At 70.3% G+C, this 18,192-nt stretch carries 15 protein-coding genes; 11 read left to right on the top strand and 4 right to left on the bottom strand.

Annotation, left to right across the window (positions count from 1 at the left end):
• Positions 1-89 precede the first annotated feature (89 nt).
• From FHP08_RS01485 to FHP08_RS01455, 7 genes are all read left to right on the top strand, one after another.
• Positions 90-515: a hypothetical protein gene (locus FHP08_RS01485; RefSeq protein WP_147702527.1), complete on the top strand. Its 426-nt coding sequence runs from the start codon at positions 90-92 to the stop codon at positions 513-515.
• A gap of 212 nt (positions 516-727) precedes the next feature.
• Complete coding sequence (gene alaS / locus FHP08_RS01480; RefSeq protein WP_147702526.1) at positions 728-3,346, top strand: alanine--tRNA ligase; 2,619 nt, start codon at positions 728-730, stop codon at positions 3,344-3,346.
• Positions 3,347-3,415: 69 nt separating this feature from the next.
• Positions 3,416-4,585 carry an MFS transporter gene (locus tag FHP08_RS01475; protein WP_147702525.1) on the top strand — a complete coding sequence of 390 codons (1,170 nt, stop codon included), beginning with the start codon at positions 3,416-3,418 and terminating at the stop codon, positions 4,583-4,585.
• Positions 4,582-5,172 (top strand): chromate transporter, encoded by a 591-nt coding sequence (locus FHP08_RS01470; RefSeq protein WP_225878993.1) that lies wholly within the window; start codon positions 4,582-4,584, stop codon positions 5,170-5,172. The genes FHP08_RS01475 and FHP08_RS01470 overlap by 4 nt, the downstream gene beginning before the upstream one ends.
• Entirely contained in the window at positions 5,169-5,696 is a 528-nt protein-coding gene (locus tag FHP08_RS01465) for a chromate transporter (RefSeq protein WP_147702524.1), read from the top strand. Before FHP08_RS01470 ends, FHP08_RS01465 begins: the two co-directional genes overlap by 4 nt.
• Positions 5,697-5,820: 124 nt before the next feature.
• On the top strand, positions 5,821-6,048 hold the full coding sequence (locus FHP08_RS01460; RefSeq protein ID WP_147703097.1) for a sulfurtransferase TusA family protein: 228 nt from the start codon (positions 5,821-5,823) through the stop codon (positions 6,046-6,048).
• A 1-nt stretch (position 6,049) separates the two neighbouring features.
• The gene (locus FHP08_RS01455; protein ID WP_147702523.1) at positions 6,050-6,787 is read left to right on the top strand and encodes an SDR family NAD(P)-dependent oxidoreductase; all 738 of its coding nucleotides are present in this window, start codon (positions 6,050-6,052) and stop codon (positions 6,785-6,787) included.
• A gap of 703 nt (positions 6,788-7,490) precedes the next feature.
• Here FHP08_RS01455 and FHP08_RS01450 read toward each other — a convergent pair.
• From FHP08_RS01450 to FHP08_RS01435, 4 genes are all read right to left on the bottom strand, one after another.
• Positions 7,491-10,514 (bottom strand): valine--tRNA ligase, encoded by a 3,024-nt coding sequence (locus FHP08_RS01450; RefSeq protein WP_147702522.1) that lies wholly within the window; start codon positions 10,512-10,514, stop codon positions 7,491-7,493.
• Between the two features lie 68 nt (positions 10,515-10,582).
• The gene (locus FHP08_RS01445) at positions 10,583-10,978 is read right to left on the bottom strand and encodes a hypothetical protein (protein WP_147702521.1); all 396 of its coding nucleotides are present in this window, start codon (positions 10,976-10,978) and stop codon (positions 10,583-10,585) included.
• Positions 10,979-10,998: 20 nt separating this feature from the next.
• Positions 10,999-11,427, bottom strand: a complete 429-nt coding sequence (locus FHP08_RS01440) for a DNA polymerase III subunit chi (protein ID WP_147702520.1) — start codon at positions 11,425-11,427, stop codon at positions 10,999-11,001.
• Between the two features lie 49 nt (positions 11,428-11,476).
• Positions 11,477-12,958: a leucyl aminopeptidase gene (locus FHP08_RS01435; protein WP_147702519.1), complete on the bottom strand. Its 1,482-nt coding sequence runs from the start codon at positions 12,956-12,958 to the stop codon at positions 11,477-11,479.
• A 66-nt stretch (positions 12,959-13,024) separates the two neighbouring features.
• Between FHP08_RS01435 and lptF the strand changes: the two genes are divergently transcribed.
• The 4 genes from lptF to FHP08_RS01415 all read left to right on the top strand — a co-directional run bounded on the left by lptF (position 13,025) and on the right by FHP08_RS01415 (position 18,163).
• Positions 13,025-14,134 carry an LPS export ABC transporter permease LptF gene (lptF, locus tag FHP08_RS01430; RefSeq protein WP_147702518.1) on the top strand — a complete coding sequence of 370 codons (1,110 nt, stop codon included), beginning with the start codon at positions 13,025-13,027 and terminating at the stop codon, positions 14,132-14,134.
• A complete protein-coding gene (lptG, locus tag FHP08_RS01425) occupies positions 14,134-15,267 on the top strand; it encodes an LPS export ABC transporter permease LptG (protein ID WP_147702517.1) in 1,134 nt (377 codons plus the stop codon). Before lptF ends, lptG begins: the two co-directional genes overlap by 1 nt.
• 398 nt (positions 15,268-15,665) lie before the next feature.
• Positions 15,666-17,234, top strand: coding sequence for a glycosyltransferase family 39 protein (locus tag FHP08_RS01420; protein ID WP_147702516.1), 1,569 nt, complete (start codon positions 15,666-15,668; stop codon positions 17,232-17,234).
• Positions 17,231-18,163 (top strand): CysB family HTH-type transcriptional regulator, encoded by a 933-nt coding sequence (locus tag FHP08_RS01415; RefSeq protein ID WP_147702515.1) that lies wholly within the window; start codon positions 17,231-17,233, stop codon positions 18,161-18,163. The genes FHP08_RS01420 and FHP08_RS01415 overlap by 4 nt, the downstream gene beginning before the upstream one ends.
• Positions 18,164-18,192: the final 29 nt, after the last annotated feature.

Raw genomic sequence — 18,192 nt, 5'->3', positions numbered from 1 at the left:
ACCCCTCGGGCAGCGCTGCCGCGACAAGATGTCCTCGACGCGGCGCGGACGACGCGCCGGATCGAGTTCACGAACCGAAGGAGCACGCGATGCGTACCAGGATCCTGATTGCCGGCCTGCTTTCCAGTGCAGCGATCTCGGCGTGGGCCCAGACCCCTGCCACGCCGGCCGTCCCGGCAACGCCCGCCAATCCGGCCGCCGGCACTGCCGCGGTTCCGGCCACGCCGGCCACCCCGTCTGCCGGTCAGGCCTTCGGCCGCGGTCCGGGCCAGGGCGCCGGTCAGCAATTCGGTCCCGGGCCGGGCCAGGGCGCCGGGCAGCAGTTCGGCCCCGGTCCGAACGCCAATCCCGGCGCGGGCCAGGGCATGCGGCAGGGCGATCCAGCCCGACTTCAGGAACGCAAGCGGATCCGCGAGCGCGAGCACCCGATGCAGCGCCGTCAGGACGGCACCGGTGGCGGCCAGGGCATGCGCGGCGGCACCGGCGGCGGCGTGGCCGGCGGCCGCGGCCGCTGAGCGTCAGGAATCGACGCCACGGCAGACCACCTTCAGGGAGCCAGATGCTCTCTGCCCCCTCCTCCCCCTTTCGGGCGCCTCTGGGCGCCCTTCTTTTTGGCGTCTCTTTTTGGCGTCATTGGTTCGCCATGATTGGGTAGAATCACAGGTTGCCCAGAATTTCCTCTTGAGTTCCCCCCTCAGTTCCCACCTAGACGAGCTCCGAGCACGCCATGAAGTCGGCCGAGATCCGCGAGAAATTCCTGCGCTTCTTCGAATCGAAGGGGCACACGATCGTTCCTTCGAGCCCGCTGGTGCCGGCCAACGATCCCACGCTGCTCTTCACCAACAGCGGCATGGTCCAGTTCAAGGACGTATTCCTCGGCAAGGAGCATCGCCCGTACAAGCGCGCCACCTCGTCGCAGCGCAGCGTGCGGGCCGGCGGCAAGCACAACGATCTCGAGAACGTCGGCTACACCGCCAGGCATCACACCTTCTTCGAGATGCTCGGCAACTTCTCCTTCGGCGACTACTTCAAGCGCGAGGCCATCGCCTACGCCTGGGAACTGCTCACCGGGGTCTACGGCCTGCCGAAGGAAAAGCTCTGGGTCACCGTCTACCAGGACGACGACGAGGCCCATGACATCTGGGCGAAGGAGATCGGCGTGCCGGCCGAGCGCATCGTGCGCATCGGCGACAACAAGGGCGCGCCCTACGCCTCGGACAACTTCTGGCAGATGGCCGACACCGGCCCCTGCGGCCCCTGCAGCGAGATCTTCTACGACCACGGCCCCGCGGTCTGGGGCGGGCCTCCGGGGTCGCCCGAGGCCGACGGCGACCGCTACATCGAGATCTGGAACCTGGTCTTCATGCAGTACGACCGCGACGCCAGCGGCACGCTGCACCCGCTGCCGCGCCCCTGCGTGGACACCGGCATGGGGCTCGAGCGGATCGCCGCGGTGCTTCAGCACGTGCACAGCAACTACGAGATCGACCTCTTCCAGGTGCTGATCGCCGCGGCCGCGCGCGAAACGGGCTGCACCGACCTGGCCAATCCGTCGCTGCGGGTCATCGCCGATCACATCCGCGCTTGCGCCTTCCTGATCGTCGACGGCGTCATTCCCGGCAACGAGGGGCGTGGCTACGTCCTGCGCCGGATCGTCCGCCGCGCCCTGCGCCACGGCCACAAGCTCGGCCAGTCGCAGCCCTTCTTCCATCGTCTGGTCGCCGACCTGGATCGGGCCATGGGCGATGCCTATCCCGAGCTGCGCGCCGCGCGCGACCGGGTGGCCCAGGTGCTGGCCCAGGAAGAAGAGCGCTTCGGCGAAACGCTCGAGCACGGCATGGCGATCCTCGAGGCGGCGCTGGCGGGCGGCGCCACGCGGCTCGACGGCGAGACCGCCTTCAAGCTCTACGACACCTACGGCTTCCCGCTCGACCTGACCGCCGACGTCTGTCGCGAGCGCGGCGTGAGCGTCGACGAGTCCGGTTTCGAGTCGGCCATGAACCGCCAGCGCGAGCAGGCGCGCGCCGCCGGCAAGTTCAAGATGGCGGCCGGCCTCGACTACGACGGCCAGTCCACCGCCTTCCACGGCTACGATCGGCTCGCGCTCGAGGGCGCGAAAGTGCTGGCGCTCTACGTCGACGGCGTGTCGGTGCCCGCCATGCAGGGCGGCCAGCAGGGCGTGGTCGTGCTCGACAACACCCCGTTCTATGCCGAGTCGGGCGGCCAGGTCGGCGACGCCGGCGAACTGTGGTCGGCCGACCGCGCGGTGCGCTTCGCGGTGGAAGACACCCAGAAGATCCAGGCCGAGGTCTTCGGCCACCACGGCCGCCTGCTGTCGGGCGCGCTGAAGGTCGGCGACACGGTCACCGCCGAGGTCGACGCCGAGCGCCGCGCGCGCACCGTGCGCAACCACTCGGCCACGCACCTGATGCACAAGGCGCTGCGCGAGGTGCTGGGCACCCACGTGCAGCAGAAGGGCTCGCTGGTCGATCCCGACAAGACCCGCTTCGACTTCTCGCACAACGCGCCGCTCACCGACGACGAGGTGCGCCGCATCGAGGCCATCGTCAATCGCGAGATCCTCGCCAACGCCGCCACGCAGGCCCGGTTGATGGGCTTCGACGAGGCGGTCAAGCACGGGGCAATGGCCTTGTTCGGCGAGAAATACGGCGACCGGGTCCGCGTGCTCGACATCGGCACCTCGCGCGAGCTGTGCGGCGGCACGCACGTGGAGCGCACCGGCGACATCGGCCTGTTCAAGATCGTCTCCGAAGGCGGCGTGGCAGCCGGCATCCGCCGCGTCGAGGCGGTCACCGGCGAGAACGCGCTGGCCTGGGTGCAGCAGCTCGAGGACACGGTCAACGAGGCCGCCGCCGCGCTGAAGGCGCCGGCTTCGGAACTTTCGGCCAAGCTGGGCCAGATGCTGGAGCAGGTCAAGTCCGCCGAGAAGGAACTGGCGCGGCTCAAGTCCAAGCTCGCCGCCTCGCAGGGCGACGACCTCGCCGGGCAGGCGGTCGAGGTGGGCGGGCTGCGGGTGCTCGCCGCCTCGCTCGACGGCGCCGACGTCAAGACGTTGCGCGAGACCATGGACAAGCTCAAGGACAAGCTCGGCAGCGCGGCCATCGTGCTGGCGGGCGTGGACGGCGGCAAGGTGAGCCTGATCGCAGGGGTCACCGCCGACGCCACCGCCAGGGTCAAGGCCGGCGAGCTGGTCAACTTCGTCGCCAGCCAGGTGGGCGGCAAGGGCGGCGGCCGGCCCGACATGGCCCAGGCCGGCGGCACCGAACCCGCCAAGCTGCCCCAGGCGCTGGCTTCGGTGGCCGACTGGGTGCGCGAACGCGTCTGACGGAGACGGCGTCCCCGGTGCGAACGGCCGGTCGCCGGGGCGCCCCATGCCGATGAGGCACGCCCGCCCATGAGGCTGACGCCCATCCGGCTGCTGGTCGCGCTGACTGTCCTGAACCACACGGCCTTCGCCGGCAGCCGGGTCGCGATTCCGCTCGGCGCGCTGGAACTCGGCGCGTCGCCCTTCGCGATCGGGCTGCTGCTGTCCTTCTACGGGCTGCTTCCGATGTTCCTGGCGGTGCCGGCCGGTCGCTGGATCGACCGGGTCGGCATGCGCCTGCCGATGCTCGCGGGCACCGGCCTGCTGGCTTTCGGCGTGGCCGTTCCCTTCCTCACCTGGGACATCGGCGCGATGTACCTGGCCAGCGTCACGATCGGGCTGGGCATGATGGGCTACTACCTGGCGGTCCAGAAGGCGGCCGGCATGATCGGCGGCGACGCGTCCCGCACCGCCAACTTCAGCCTGATGGCGCTCGGCTTCTCGATGTCCGGATTCCTCGGGCCGACGAGCGCCGGCGTGGCGATCGACCTGATCGGCCATCGCTGGACCTTCGCGCTGCTGGCGGCGGCGGCGTTGGCGACCCTGGCCGTGCTGCTGCGCGCATCGCTGACGCGCGAGTTGCCGGCGCCCGGGCCGCAGGTGGCGGGCCCCCCGGCGCCGCCGACGCGGCTCATGGATCTGCTCGGCACGCCGGAACTCAGGCGCCTGTACCTGTCGGTGGTGGTGCTCTCGTCGGCCTGGGACGTGCACCAGTTCCTGGTGCCGCTGTACGGCGCATCGCTCGGAATCTCGGCCTCGAAGATCGGCCTGGTGCTCGGGGCCTTCTCGGTCGCCACCTTCATCGTGCGGCTGACGATTCCCTGGCTGGCCGGACGGGTCGGCGACTGGCCGCCGGTGCTCGGCGCCATGGCCGTGGCTGCGCTGGTCTACCTGGCCTATCCGGTGTTCCCGGTGCTCTCCACGATGCTGGCGCTGTCCTTCCTGCTGGGCCTGGGGCTGGGCGTGGCGCAACCGATGATGATGGCGGTGCTGTACCGGGCGTCGCCCCACGACCGCATCGGCGAGGCGGCCGGCCTGCGGATGACCCTGATCAACGGCACGCAGACCTTCCTGCCCACCGCCTTCGGCGCCTTCGGCGCGGCCTTCGGCCTGTCGGCGATCTTCTGGGGCATGGCGCTGCTGATCGCCGGCGGCGGCGCGCATGTCTGGCGCGGGCTGCGGCAGGAGGAGCGGGATTGAACCGCCCCGCCTCGCTGCTCGAGCTCTTCCTCGTGTTCAGCCGCCTGGCCTTGCACGGCTTCGGCGGAGTGCTGCCCTGGGCGCAGCGGGTGCTGGTCGACGAGCGGCGCTGGCTGAGCCGCGAGGACTTCGTGGAGCTGCTGGCCTTCGGGCAGCTGATGCCCGGGCCGAACGTCTGCAACCTGGCGCTGATGGCCGGCGACCGCTGGTTCGGCTGGCGCGGGGCGGTGGTGGCGCTGGCCGGCATGCTGACCTTCCCGGCGGTCATCGTGCTGTCGATCGCGGTCGCCTACGATCGCTTTGCCGAGATCGCCTGGCTGCAGCGCGCGGTCAGCGCGATGGCCGCGGTGGCGGCCGGACTCCTGCTGGCCACTGCGGTGCGGCTCGGGCAGGGCTTTGCCGGCCGCTGGCGCTGGCTGGCCTTCGGCGCTGCCGCCTTCGCCGGCATCGCGGTGCTGCGCCTGCCGATGGCCTGGGTGCTGGCGGCGGTCGCGCCGGTCGCGATCGGCCTGGCCTGGATCGCCGAGCGCCCGCGCGATGCGGCGAATGACGTTCCCGGCGCGGACACGGGCGGGAGCGGCCGGTGAGCGGCACCGACCTCCTGCAGCTCTTCCTGCACTTCCTGTCGCTGTCGCTGCTGGCGATCGGCGGCGCGCTCGGCACTTCGCCCGAAATGAACCGCTACCTGGTCGACCAGCGTGGCTGGATGACCGACGCGCAGTTCACCGACGCGATCGCGCTGGCCCACGCCGCGCCGGGCCCCAACATCCTGTTCGTGACCCTGCTGGGCTGGCAGGCCGCGGGCGCCCCTGGCGCGCTCGCTGCGACCGCGGGCATCCTGTTGCCGTCCAGCGTGCTTTGCTTCTTCGGGAACCGCTGGCGCGCCGCGAACGCGAGCGGCCGGCTCGTCCGGTCGATCCGGCGCGGCCTGTCGCCGATCGCGATCGGCCTCACCCTCGCGGCCGGCTGGATCATTTCGGTGGCCAACAACGTCGACTGGAAGCTCTGGGCGCTCTCCGTGGCCGCCTTCGGCTTCTTCCTCTTCAGCCGGCGCAACCCGCTGTGGCTGATCGCGACCGGTGCCCTGGCCGGCGCGCTGGGCGTCGTCTGAGAACGCCGGCCCCCTTGCCGGCCGATCGATCCGGGTCGCGCGGCTGCTGCTAGACTTGATTTTTGTCAGTTTCCGTCCGGCCATCAACGACAACGAACAGCGACCAGCCATGACAGACACCGCCATCTCGTTCGACCGCGAGGTCGACGCGCGCGGGCTCAACTGCCCGCTACCCATCCTCCGCGCAAAGAAGGCGCTTGCCGAGCTGCAGAGCGGGCAGGTGCTCAAGGTCATGTCCACCGACCCCGGATCGCAGCGCGACTTCCAGGCCTTCTCCCGCCAGACCGGCCACGAGCTGCTGCGCACCGACGCCGGCGACCGCGAGTGGACCTTCTTCCTCAAGCGCCGCTGACATGAACGTCTCCTTCGACTATTCGGGCAAGACGGTGCTGGTCACCGGCGGCACCTCGGGCATCGGCGCCGCGACCAGCCTGGCCTTCAAGCGAGCCGGCGCGCGCGTCGTCGCCTGCGGCTTCACGCCCGAGGAGATCGCCGCGGCGCGGACCAACCCCGATTTCGCCGGCATCGACGTGCGCGCGCTCGACGTGTCCGACAAGGCCGCGGTCGATGCTCTGGTCGGCGGGCTCGACGCGCTTGATGTGGTCGTCAACAGCGCGGGCATGATCATGCGCGACGCCGAGCACGATCCGGTGATGTTCGACAAGGTGCTCGACGTCAACGTGTCGGGCGGCATGCGCGTGTCCACCGCCGCGCGGCCGCTGCTCGCCAGGAGCAAGGGCGCCATCGTGTTCATCGCCTCGGTGATGACCGTGTTCGGCGGCCCGAAGCAGCCCGCCTACTCGGCCTCGAAAGGCGCGGTGCGCAACCTGACCATGTCGCTGGCCGCCGCCTACGCGGCCGACGGCATCCGCGTGAACGCGGTCGCGCCCGGCTGGATCGTGACCAACCTGTCGAAGGGCGCGCGCGACAACCCCGATCGCCACGCCCAGATCATGTCGCGCATTCCGATGGGCCGCTGGGCCGACCCGTCCGAGATCGCCGACCCGATCCTGTTCCTGTGCTCGGATGCGGCGCGGTACATGACGGGCACGGTGATGCTGGTGGACGGCGGCTACTGCACGGTGGGCTGATCCCGTTTCGGCTCGCCCGCGCGTCGGGACGTTGGGGCGGGCGCGCGGAGGGGGAGGTGGGGATGCGCACCCGGGTGCGCTGCCCGCTTCGCGGAAACGCTTGGTCGCGCGGACGTTCAGCCCCGTCGCGGAACGCAACTCAGCCCGCCTTTGGCGGGCTTCAGACAGCGTTCCGCTCTCGCTTCGCTCGCCGGGTCTTCACTGCGCTCCCGCGCCAGCGCACACGGGTGCGCATCCCCATCCCCCTCCGCGCGCTCGATACGTTGCGGCGCGCGGGCGTGCCGATTCGGGCTCGGTGCTGGAAGCCCGAAGGACTCGAAAGTGGCGCGCGATGTCGTCGCGACAATCGTTCGGTCGCGCATGACTTTGACCGCGGCGTTCGCTTTGCCAGGCATGAGCGAGCGCAGCGCGTCACCCTGGCCGCGTGCGTCGCATTTCGAGATGGCGAGGGCGTGGGGCGGGGGCCGCGAGTGCGGGGGCTTGTGCGCGGCGAGCGCTTCCGAAGGGAGCGGCGATCAGCGAGGGCGCTGTCCGAGCGAGCCCAAAGGGCTCGCGAGTTGCGCCCGAGCCGCCGCGGACGAGGAAGGCGAGCGAACCCCGCGAAGCGGGGCGCAGCACCGCCCCCGCACTCGCGGCCCCCGCCCCACGCCCGGCGCACTCCTCACAGCGAGCACGCGGCCAGGGTGACGCGCCGCGCGAGCGGTCAGCCGAGGCGGGCCCGCTGCGCCCGCAGTTTCGCCACCGTCTCGCTGAACCCCGCCAGCCGCCCGCGCTCCTGCTCGACCACCGCCGCCGGCGCGCGCTCGACGAAGCTGGCATTGCCCAGCTTGCCCTGCGCCTTCGCGATCTCGCCGTCGATCCGCGCGATCTCCTTGTCCAGGCGCTGGCGCTCGGCGTCGACGTCGATCTCGACCTTGAGCATCAGGTGCGCGTCGCCCACGATCTGCACCGGCGCGACCGAGTCGACAGGCAGGGCGTCGACGATCTCGACCGCTTCGAGCTTGGCCAGCGCCTTCAGGTAGGGCGCGAAGCCGGCAAGCCGCCCGCGATCGCCGGAGGCGACCAGCGGCAGCTTCTGCGCGGGCGAGATGCCCATCTCGCCGCGCAGCGCGCGGCAGGCGTCGATCTGCGACTTGAGCTCCGACACCCAGGCCTCGGCGACCTCGTCGATCTTGCCGGGCTCGGATTGCGGGTAGCGCTGGGTCATGATCGAGAACCGGCGCTCGGCCATGGCCTGCGCGAGCGCCTCGCCGGCCAGCGTCTGTTCGCCGCGCTCGCCGTAGCGCTGCGCGAGCGGCGCGACCTTCTGCCACAGTTCCTCGGTGATGAAGGGGACCACCGGGTGGGCCAGGCGCAGCACCGCCTCGAGCACGCGCAGCAGCGTGCGCCGGGTGGCGCGCGCGATGGCCTCGTTGCCGCCTTGCACCTGCACCTTGGCCAGCTCGAGGTACCAGTCGCAGTACTCGTTCCAGACGAACTCGTAGATCGCGCGCGCGGCCAGGTCGAATCGGTAGTCGCCGAAGTGCTTCTCGACCTCGGCCTCGACCCGCTGCAGTTGCGAGGTGATCCAGCGGTCGGCCTGGCTGAACTCGAGGTAGCCGCCGGGTGCGCACTGCTCGGCGGTGTGCGGTTCGAGCCCGCAGTCCTGCCCTTCGCAGTTCATCAGCACGAAGCGGGTGGCGTTCCACAGCTTGTTGCAGAAGTTGCGGTAGCCCTCGCAGCGGCCGAGGTCGAAATTGATGTTGCGTCCCGGGCTGGCCAGCGACGCGAAGGTGAAGCGCAGCGCGTCGGCGCCGAAGGCCGGGATGCCCTCCGGGTACTCCTTGCGGGTGCGCTTCTCGATGCTTGCGGCCTGCTTCGGGTTCATCAGGCCGGTGGTGCGCTTGGCCACCAGCGCCTCGATGTCGATGCCGTCGATCAGGTCGATCGGGTCGAGCGTGTTGCCCTTGCTCTTCGACATCTTCTGGCCTTCGGCATCGCGCACCAGCGCGTGCACGTAGACGTGCCGGAAGGGCGCCTGGCCGGTGAACGCGAGGGTCATCATGACCATGCGCGCGACCCAGAAGAAGATGATGTCGAAGCCGGTGACCAGCACCGACGAGGGCAGGAACTGCGCGAGCCTGGGCAGCACGTTCGGCGCGCCGTCGCGGAAGGGCCGCTCCGGGTCGACCAGCGTGGAGAAGGGCACCAGCGCCGACGAGAACCAGGTGTCGAGCACGTCGGCGTCGCGCACCAGCGGGCCGGTCCAGCCGGCGGCGGCCGCCTGCGCGCGCGCGTCGGTCTCGTCGAGCGCAACGAACACGCTGCCGTCGTGAATGGGCGCGCCGTGCTCGCCGGCCTTGTACCAGGCCGGAATCTGGTGGCCCCACCAGAGTTGGCGCGAAATGCACCAGTCCTGGATGTTCGTGAGCCAGTGGTTGTAGGTGGCGGTCCAGTTCTCGGGAACGAAGCGGATCGAACCGTCGGCCACCACCTCGAGCGAGCGATCGGCGATGCTCTTGCCGCCGAGCAGCGAGTCGGCCGGCGAGGGCTTGCTCATGGCCACGAACCACTGGTCGGTGAGCATCGGCTCGATGACCGCGTTGGTGCGGTCGCCGCGCGGCACCATCAGCTTGTGCGGCTTGACCGACTCGAGCAGGCCGAGAGCTTCGAGGTCCTCGACGATGCGCTTGCGCGCGTCGAAACGGTCCGTGCCCTGGTAGCGGGCCGGGCCGTTCTCGTTGATCTTCGCGTCGAGCGTGAGCACCGGGATCACCGGCAGCCCGTGGCGCTGGCCCACCGCATAGTCGTTGAAGTCGTGCGCGGGCGTCACCTTGACCACGCCGGTGCCGAACTCGCGATCCACGTAGGCATCGGCGATCACCGGGATCTCGCGCCAGCCCGCAGCGCGGCCGGCCGCGGCCAGCGCGGCGGCGTCCATTGCGCGGCCGTCGAAGGGCTCGCCCTCCCCGGTGACAGGCAGAAGGACCCTGCGGCCGATCAGCGCCGCGTAGCGCTCGTCCTCCGGATGCACCATGACCGCGGTGTCGCCCAGCATGGTCTCGGGCCGCGTCGTGGCCACGGTCACGAAGCCGCTGCCGTCGGCCAGCGGATAGCGGATGTGCCACAGGTGGCCGTCCTCTTCCTCGCTGACGACTTCCAGGTCGGAGACCGCGGTGAGCAGCTTCGGGTCCCAGTTGACCAGCCGCTTGCCGCGGTAGATCAGGCCTTGCCGATGGAGCTTCACGAAGACCTGCTTGACGACCTCCGAGAGCTTCGGGTCCATCGTGAAGTACTCGAGCGACCAGTCGGTCGACGCGCCCATCCGGCGCATCTGTCGGGTGATCGTGGAGCCGGACTCCTGCTTCCACTCCCAGACGCGCTCGACGAACTTCTCGCGGCCCAGGTCGTGGCGCGACATGCCCCTGGCGTCGAGCTGGCGCTCGACGACGATCTGGGTCGCAATGCCCGCGTGGTCGGTGCCGGGCAGCCACAGCGTGTTGGCGCCGCGCATCCGGTAGTAGCGGGTCAGCGCGTCCATGACCGTCTGGTTGAACGCGTGGCCCATGTGCAGCGTGCCGGTCACGTTGGGCGGCGGCAGCTGGATGCAGAAGGCCGGCGCGTCGGGCGTCTCGCCGGCGGCGAAGTAGCCGCGGGATTCCCACAGCGGGTACCAGCGGGCCTCGATGTCGGCGGGTTCGAAACTCTTGGCGAGCGCGTCGGCGCCCGCGGCAGTTGCAGCGGTCATGTTCGCAAGTGTCTGATCGAACGGGAGATTATAGAGGGCGCCGCCTGCGTGCAGCGGGCATGGCGTGCCTACAGCGGCGGCTGCCCCGGGCCGCCCTGGGCCGCCTCGCGCACCGCCTCGCGCACCGCCGGCGCGAGCGCGTCGTGCAGCGCGTAGACGAGGGTGGCGCGCAGCTCGGCGGCCAGCTGCTCGGCGAAGCGCTCGGTGGCGGCGGCGATCGCATCGCGCAGCGGCCCGCCCAGCAGCTCGGGATCGCCGAGCAGGCGCTCGATCGCGCGCTCGACGATGCGGTCCTCGGCTGCGGCATCCAGCGCCGGCGCGGTTTCGCCGCGGGCCGGCCCGGCCACGACCTCGGTCAGCATCGGGATCGCGTCGTCGGCTTCGTCCGGCTCGCCTGCGGCTTCGGCTCCGCCGCCCGGGCCGCGCAGGCGCTCGGCCAGTCTTCGGATCTCGTCGTCGTTCATCGTGGGTCCTGGTGGCGGCGCTACTCGGCGCCCGACGCGCGGTCGTGCGTCTGCATCGGGTAGCCGCGGTCGCGATAGAAGCGGAAGCGCTCGCGCGCCAGGCCCTTGTCCTCGTCGTCGATCGACACCAGCTCGATCAGCCGGTCGAAGCGCGAGAAGTTGGGCGGCGTGCGCTGGCCGAGATTCACCAGCACGTCGTGGTGTGCGACCTCGGGGGCGTCGGCGGCCAGCAGCACCGGGGTGTCGGCCGCGAGCGGATCGGAGGCCGCCACGTGCGGAATGAAGTCGCCGGCCGAGAAGGTCCAGAGCAGGCGGTCGAATTCCGCCAGCATGACCGGGTCGTCGCACCAGACGAGCACCTGCCGGCCCGACTGGTAGGCCTTGCGGACCAGCCGGCAACCGTAGGCCAGCTTGTCCGGGACGTTGATGTGGAAGTCGACGCGGGTCAAGGGGCGGGCCTTCGGCGGCGCGCGGGCGGCCTCGCCGGGCGCCTGCGCTTCAGCCTTCGCAGCGACCGATCAGGAAGCGGGTCAGCAACGGCACCGGCCGGCCGCTGGCGCCCTTGTTCGCGCCGGACTTCCAGGCGGTGCCGGCAATGTCCAGGTGCGCCCAGTCGTAGCCGTCGGCGAAGCGCGACAGGAAGCAGGCCGCGGTGACCGAACCCGCGGGCCGGCCGCCGATGTTCGCCATGTCGGCGAACGGCGACTTGAGCTGCTCCTGGTAGGCGTCGTCGAGCGGCATGCGCCAGCAGGTGTCGCCTGCCTCGCGGCCCGCGTCGGTCAGCTCGGCGGCCAAGGCGTCTTCGCGAGTGAACAGGCCGCTGTGGTGGTGGCCCAGCGCGATCACGCAGGCGCCGGTGAGCGTGGCGATGTCGACCACGGTGCGCGGCTTGAAGCGTTGCACGTAGGTGAGGGCGTCGCAGAGCACCAGCCGGCCTTCGGCGTCGGTGTTCAGGATCTCGATCGTCTGGCCCGACATGCTGGTCACGATGTCGCCCGGCTTGCTGGCCCGGCCGCCCGGCATGTTCTCGGCGGCGGCGATCACGCCGACCAGATTGATCTTCAGCTTCATCTCGGCGACCGCGCGCATCGTGCCCAGCACCGAGGCCGCGCCGCACATGTCGTACTTCATCTCGTCCATCTCGGCGGCCGGCTTCAGCGAGATGCCCCCGGTGTCGAAGGTGATGCCCTTGCCGACCAGCGCGACCGGCGCCTGCTTGCTCGACGCGCCCTGGTAGTGGAGGACGATCAGGCGTGGCGGCTGCTCCGAGCCCTTGCCCACCGACAGCAGCGAGAACATCTTGAGCGCCTGCATCTGGCGCTCGCCCAGCACCTCGACCTTCAGGTCGAAGTCGCGGCCGAGCTTCTTGGCGACGTCGCCCAGGTAGCTGGGGGTGCAGACGTTGCCGGGCAGGTTGCCGAGATCGCGCGCGAGGTCCACGCCGTTGGCCAGCGCGGTGGCGCGGGCCACCTCGGTGGCGGCGCGCGAGGCGCCGGCGCGCGCGACCAGCAGCGTGACCCGCTCCGGCCGCACCGGCTGCTTGTCGCGCTTGCTCTTGAGCTGCTCGAAGCGATAGGCGGCCTCGCGGCCGGCCGCGACCTGGTTGCGCAGCTTCCACTCCACGCCGCGGCCGGTCACGGGGACCTCGTGCAGCAGCGACACCGCGTCGTTCGCGGCAATCGCGCCGGCGGCGCGAAAGGCCGCGCGTACGGCTTCGTTCCAGGCCTTCTCGCCGACCTCGTCGGTTTCGCCGAAGGACACGAGCAGCGCGCGGCGCGCGTCGCCGTCGAGGTGCAGCATCAGCGTGGCGCCGGCCTTCGCGGACAGGTCGCCGCTGGCCAGGGCAGCCGAAATGCGGCCGCCGGTCTCGGCGTCGAGGGCCTCCCCGCCCGGGCTCAGGTGCCTGCCGCCGACTACCGGCAACCAGACGCAGTCGGTGCGAAGGCGCTCGATCGATGCCGCTCGTGTGCTAAATTTCATCGTTCTCTTTCCGTCCGGTTCGCCGCGATTTTTCAGCGGCCGATTATAGCGAGGGCCCGCCCGTCCATGCTTTTCCGGAAAGCGTTGCGGCGCGACTTGCTCAATCTCGCCGGCATCGTGTTCTCGACGCTGTTCGTGATCATGGTCACGACCTCGCTGATCCGGCTGCTCGGCCGGGCGGCGGGCGGGCGCGTGGACACGGCCAGCGTGCTGCCGCTGATCGCCTTCAACGCGATCAACGTGCTGCCGGTTCTGCTGGTGCTCACCCTTTACATCGCGGTGCTGTCCGCGCTCACCCGCGCCTATCGCGACTCCGAGATGGTCGTGTGGTTCGCCAGCGGGCAGAGCCTGCTCTCGTGGATCAGGCCGGTGCTCGGTTTCGCGGCGCCCTTCGTGGTGCTGGTCGCGCTGGTCGCTTTCTTCGTGGCGCCCTGGGCCAACCGGCAGTCGAGCGAGTACCAGCAGCGTTTCGCGCAGCGCGAGGACGTCTCGCAAGTCTCTGCCGGACAGTTCCGCGAATCCGTGTCGGCCAATCGCGTGTTCTTCGTCGAGTCGCTCGACGAGACAGAGAACCAGGTGCGCAACGTCTTCGTCACGCAGCGGCAGGGTGACTCGCTGGTGGTGGTGGTGTCGCGCGGCGGGCAGATCGAGCGCCAGGAGAACGGCGACCGTTTCCTGGTCCTTGAAGACGGCCGGCGTTACGACGGCGGGCCGGGCCGGCTCGACTTCCGCCTCATGGAGTTCGAGCGCTACGGCATCCGGCTCGAGTCCCGCGCTACCGTGCTGAGCGACGAGCGCAGCAAGATCAAGTCCACGCTGGAGCTGTTCGCCGATCCCAATCCGCGCAACCTGGCCGAGCTGCTGTGGCGGATCGGCCAGCCGGTGTCGGCCGTGCTGGTTGCGCTGCTGGCGATCCCGCTGTCGGCCATGAATCCGCGCATCGGGCGCTCGGTCAACCTGTTCGCGGCGCTGCTGCTCTACGTGCTCTACAACAACCTCATGTCGGTGTCCCAGGCCTGGGTGGCGCAGGAGCGGATCGGTTTCGGGATCGGCGTCTGGGGGGTCCACGCAGCGCTTGCAGCGCTGATCGCGCTGCTGTTCTGGCGCAGGGTGCGGCTGCCGCGCGGCAGCCTGTTCGCCCGCTTCGCGCTGGCGCGGCCCCGGAGCACGGGCTGATGCTGCTGGTCGGCCGCTATCTCAGGCGCGAGATCGTCGTCGCGGTGGCCTTCGTGCTCGTGGGATTTCTCGCGCTCTTCGCCTTCTTCGACCTGATCAACGAGCTCGAGGACGTCGGCCGCGGCGGCTACCGGCTCCAGCACGCAGTGGCCTTCGTCCTGCTCGGCCTGCCTTCCCACGTGTACGAGCTGATGCCGATCGCGGCCCTGATCGGCAGCATCTACGCGCTTTCGCAACTGGCCTCGCACTCCGAGTACACCGCGATGCGCGCCGCAGGCCTGGGTCGCCGGCGCGCCCTGGGGGCGGTGGCCCGCGTGGGGCTCGCCCTGGCCGTGCTCACCGCGCTGGTGGGCGAGGTGCTGTCGCCGCCGGCCGAGCGCCTCGGGCAGCAGCTGAGGCTGTCGGCGATCGGCGGCTCGGTCACCGGGCAGTTCCGCTCGGGCCTGTGGGTCAAGGACACCGCTCGCGACCAGGCGGGCGAGGTGAACCTGATGCGCTTCGTGAACATCGGTGAGCTGCTTCCCGACGGCACCTTGCGCGACGTGCGGATCTTCGAGTTCGATGCGCAGATGCGCCTGAGCCGCCTGCTCGAGGCACGTGGCGCGAGCTGGGGACGGGGCAACGGCTGGGAGTTGCGCGAGGTCGAGGAGATCCGCTTCACCGACGTGCCGGCCGCGGGGCTGGCGCCGGCCGTGGGCACCCGGCGGGCCACCGCGCCCACGCTGCACTGGCAGACCGAGCTCAGGCCCGAGATCCTCGGCGTGCTGCTCGTGGAGCCCGACCGCATGTCGGGGCTGAACCTGTACAGCTACATCCGGCACCTGCGCGAGAACGCGCAGAACACCAGCCAGTACGAGATCGCCTTCTGGAAGAAGATCGTCTATCCGCTCGCGGTGATCGTGATGATGGCGCTGGCGCTGCCCTTCGCCTACCTGCAGGTCCGGGCCGGCGGCACCGGCTACAAGGTGTTCGCCGGCATCATGCTGGGCATCGCCTTCCACTTCATGAATGGGCTGTTCTCGCATCTGGGCCTGCTGAACACCTGGCCGCCGCTGCTGTCGGTCAGCATCCCGAGCGTGGTCGCCTTCATGCTCGCCTTGGGCATGCTCGCCTGGGTCGACCGGGCCCGCTGAGCGCGCGCGAATGAATCTGCTGCGCGGCCCGATCTCGCACCTGCGATGCTCGCCGTACGCCCCCGTACGGCTGCGCTTCTCGGCGCGACCTCGGGCCGCTCGCTACGATTTCTTCGCGCGTTCGGAAGTGGGCAAGGCAGGAGGGGCAATTACTTAGGGAAATTGTCGAGAGAGGATAAGAAATCCTCCTGCCTGTGGAATGTCCGTATTCGTCATCGAATTGTCATTGGATTGTCATGGACAAGAAATTCGTAGACGAAGCGCAATCGATTGAATTAGGATTCGCCGCAATCAAGCCGCGACAGCGGTTCCAAGGAGTATCGAGGAGGAGGAGAGGCAGCGATGCTGCCATTTGGGGCGCACAGCGATGTGCGCTTTTTTTTTTCCTGCCGAGACCCATGATCTCCCGTCTCCAGACCCTGCTCGCGAGCCCCGGTTCCTCGCGGCGCCTGTTCCTCTTCGTGCTGCTCGTGCTGACCGCGCTGCGCGCCGCGCTGTCGGCGGGCCTGCCCTTCACCAGCGACGAGGCCTACTTCACCTTCTGGGGGCTGAATCCCGACTGGGGCTTTTACGACCACCCGCCGATGATCGGCTGGTGGCTCGCGCCGCTGTCGGCGATCTCGCTGGAGCCCTTCGTGCTGCGGCTGCCCGCGCTGGCCGCGCCGCCGCTGCTGGCGTTCCTGGCGGTGGCCGCGATGCGCCGCCACGGTCAGACGCTGTCCTGGAACGCCGGCACGCTGACCCTGCTGGTGCCGTTGAACGCCTGGAACGTGGCGGTCACCACCGACATCCCGCTGATGATCTTCAGCGCGTTGACCGTGCTGGCCTACCTTCGCGCGCAACGCAGCGGCAGGGCGGCGGATTTTCTGCTGGCGGGCCTGATGCTCGCCGGCGCGCTGATGTCGAAGTATTTCGCCGGGCTGCTGGCGATCGCGATCTTCGCGCATTCGGTGTGGCGGCCCGAGCGCAGGCGCATCGTGGGCTTGTTGTGGGTGGTGCTCGGCTCGCTGCCGGCGGCGGCGATCCAGATCGCCTGGAACGCGCAGCACTGCTGGCCCAACGTGATGTTCAACCTGGTCAACAGGCACGACAACGCCGGGCTTTCCTGGCAGACGCCGCTGCTGTTCGCGATCTCGGCGGTCTACGTGCTCACGCCGGCTGTGGCCTGGCGGCTGCTGCGCGGGAACGCGCAGACCGGCTCGACCGTCGAGACCAGCTCGACCGGCGCGCTCGCCGACGCCCGTGTGCTGCGCTGGCTCGCGCTGGTGCCCTTCGCGATCTTCGCGCTGCTCTCGCCGGTCAAGACCATCGGCCTGCACTGGCTGGCGAGCTTCGTGCTGCCGGCGGTGCTGGCCTTCGTGCTGCTCGCCGGGCCGCGTGCGCTGGCGCGCGCGATCGCCGTGGCCGGCGGCATCGCGGCGGCGCACTGGCTGCTGATCGCGGTGCTGGCGGCCCTGCCCACCGAGACCTTCCGCAGCTGGAAGGGCTATCCGGGCCTGGTGATGACCGCGCACGTCGACGAGCTGGCCCGCGAGCTCGAACCCTGGCGCGGCCGTTACGCGATCGCCTCGTCGGGCTACTCGCCGGCGGTCACGCTGGGCCATGGCCTGCGCGAGTACGTATTCGTGTTCGGCCCCGGCTCCAGCCACGCCCGCCACGACGACATCCTGACCGACGTGCGCGAGCTGGCCGGCCGCGACATCCTGATCGTTCGCAAGGACGACCGCTACGCGAAGGACGACTACGATCCGTACTTCGAGCGCGTCGAGTACCGCCAGCTGGTGCTGCGCGGCGCCACCTTCCACCTGATCGAGGGCCACGGCTTCCGCTACGAGGCCTACCGCGACCGGGTGCTCGACGAGGTCCGTCGACGCTGGTATGCGGTGCCCGAGTGGCTGCCGGCCGGCCCCTGCTATTTCTGCGACCGCTACTTCCCCGAGCGGGCCTGCCACCGGAGCGGTTCATGAACCTGCAGCAGTTGCGCTTCGTCCGCGAGACCGCGAACCACGGCTTCAGCCTGACGCGCGCGGCGCAGGCGATCGGCACCTCGCAGCCGGCGCTCTCGCGCGGCATCCTCGAGCTCGAGGCCGAGCTCGGGGTGGACATCTTCGTGCGCCACGGCAAGCGGATCCTCGGCCTGACCGAGCCGGGCAAGGCGGTGCTGGCCCGCGCCGAGCGGGTGCTCGCCGAGGTGGCCGGCATCGAGCAGGTCACCGCCGACTTCCGGGCCCGCGACGCCGGCGAACTGCGGGTCGCCACCACCCATGCGCAGGCGCGCTACGTGCTGCCGGCGGTGGTCGGCGAATTCCGGCGCCGGTATCCCGCGGTGCGGCTCACGCTGCTGCAGGGCAGCCCGAAGCAGATCACCGCGTTGGTGCTGGCGCGCGAGGTGGACTTCGCGATCGCCACCGAGGTGCCCGACGACGTCGACGAGCTGGTGTCGATTCCCTCCTACGACTGGGAGCACGCGGTGATCGTTCCGACGAAGCACCCGCTCGCCGGCCAGGTGCCGACCCTGCAGGCGCTGGTCAAGTACCCGCTGATCACCTACGTGGAAGAGTTCGCCGGGCGCCGCCGCATCGACCGGGCCTTCGCCGAGGCGGGGCTGAAGCCGGACATCGTGCTGGCCGCCATCGATGCCGACGTGATCAAGACCTACGTGGGCGTGGGCCTCGGCGTGGGCATCGTCGCGGACCTCGCCTTCGACGCGGCGCGCGACAAGGGCCTGGTCGCGATGCCGGCCGGCGCGCTGTTCGGCGCCAACCGGGTCAAGCTCGCGGTGCGACGCGATGCCTTCCTGCGCGGATTCGCGCTGAGCTTCATCGAGCTGTTCGCGCCCGAGGTGGACCCGCGCACGCTCGAGCGGCTGATGCGCGGCCCGTCCCGCAAGGAGTGAGCCGCCGGCCCTGCGGGGCCGCGCGCGCC

The sequence above is a fragment of the Zeimonas arvi genome (genome assembly GCF_008039575.1).
Lineage (GTDB): Bacteria > Pseudomonadota > Gammaproteobacteria > Burkholderiales > Burkholderiaceae_E > Zeimonas > Zeimonas arvi.
This window is presented reverse-complemented; position numbering and strand designations above follow the sequence as displayed.

Excerpts from the sequence above, each read along its gene's own strand:
- FHP08_RS01485 (WP_147702527.1), top strand. The coding sequence starts at position 90 with ATGCGTACCAGGATCCTGATTGCCGGCCTGCTTTCCAGTGCAGCGATC.
- alaS (WP_147702526.1), top strand. The coding sequence starts at position 728 with ATGAAGTCGGCCGAGATCCGCGAGAAATTCCTGCGCTTCTTCGAATCG.
- FHP08_RS01475 (WP_147702525.1), top strand. The coding sequence starts at position 3,416 with ATGAGGCTGACGCCCATCCGGCTGCTGGTCGCGCTGACTGTCCTGAAC.
- FHP08_RS01455 (WP_147702523.1), top strand. The coding sequence starts at position 6,050 with ATGAACGTCTCCTTCGACTATTCGGGCAAGACGGTGCTGGTCACCGGC.
- FHP08_RS01450 (WP_147702522.1), bottom strand. The coding sequence starts at position 10,514 with ATGACCGCTGCAACTGCCGCGGGCGCCGACGCGCTCGCCAAGAGTTTC.
- FHP08_RS01445 (WP_147702521.1), bottom strand. The coding sequence starts at position 10,978 with ATGAACGACGACGAGATCCGAAGACTGGCCGAGCGCCTGCGCGGCCCG.
- FHP08_RS01435 (WP_147702519.1), bottom strand. The coding sequence starts at position 12,958 with ATGAAATTTAGCACACGAGCGGCATCGATCGAGCGCCTTCGCACCGAC.
- lptF (WP_147702518.1), top strand. The coding sequence starts at position 13,025 with ATGCTTTTCCGGAAAGCGTTGCGGCGCGACTTGCTCAATCTCGCCGGC.
- lptG (WP_147702517.1), top strand. The coding sequence starts at position 14,134 with ATGCTGCTGGTCGGCCGCTATCTCAGGCGCGAGATCGTCGTCGCGGTG.
- FHP08_RS01420 (WP_147702516.1), top strand. The coding sequence starts at position 15,666 with ATGATCTCCCGTCTCCAGACCCTGCTCGCGAGCCCCGGTTCCTCGCGG.
- FHP08_RS01415 (WP_147702515.1), top strand. The coding sequence starts at position 17,231 with ATGAACCTGCAGCAGTTGCGCTTCGTCCGCGAGACCGCGAACCACGGC.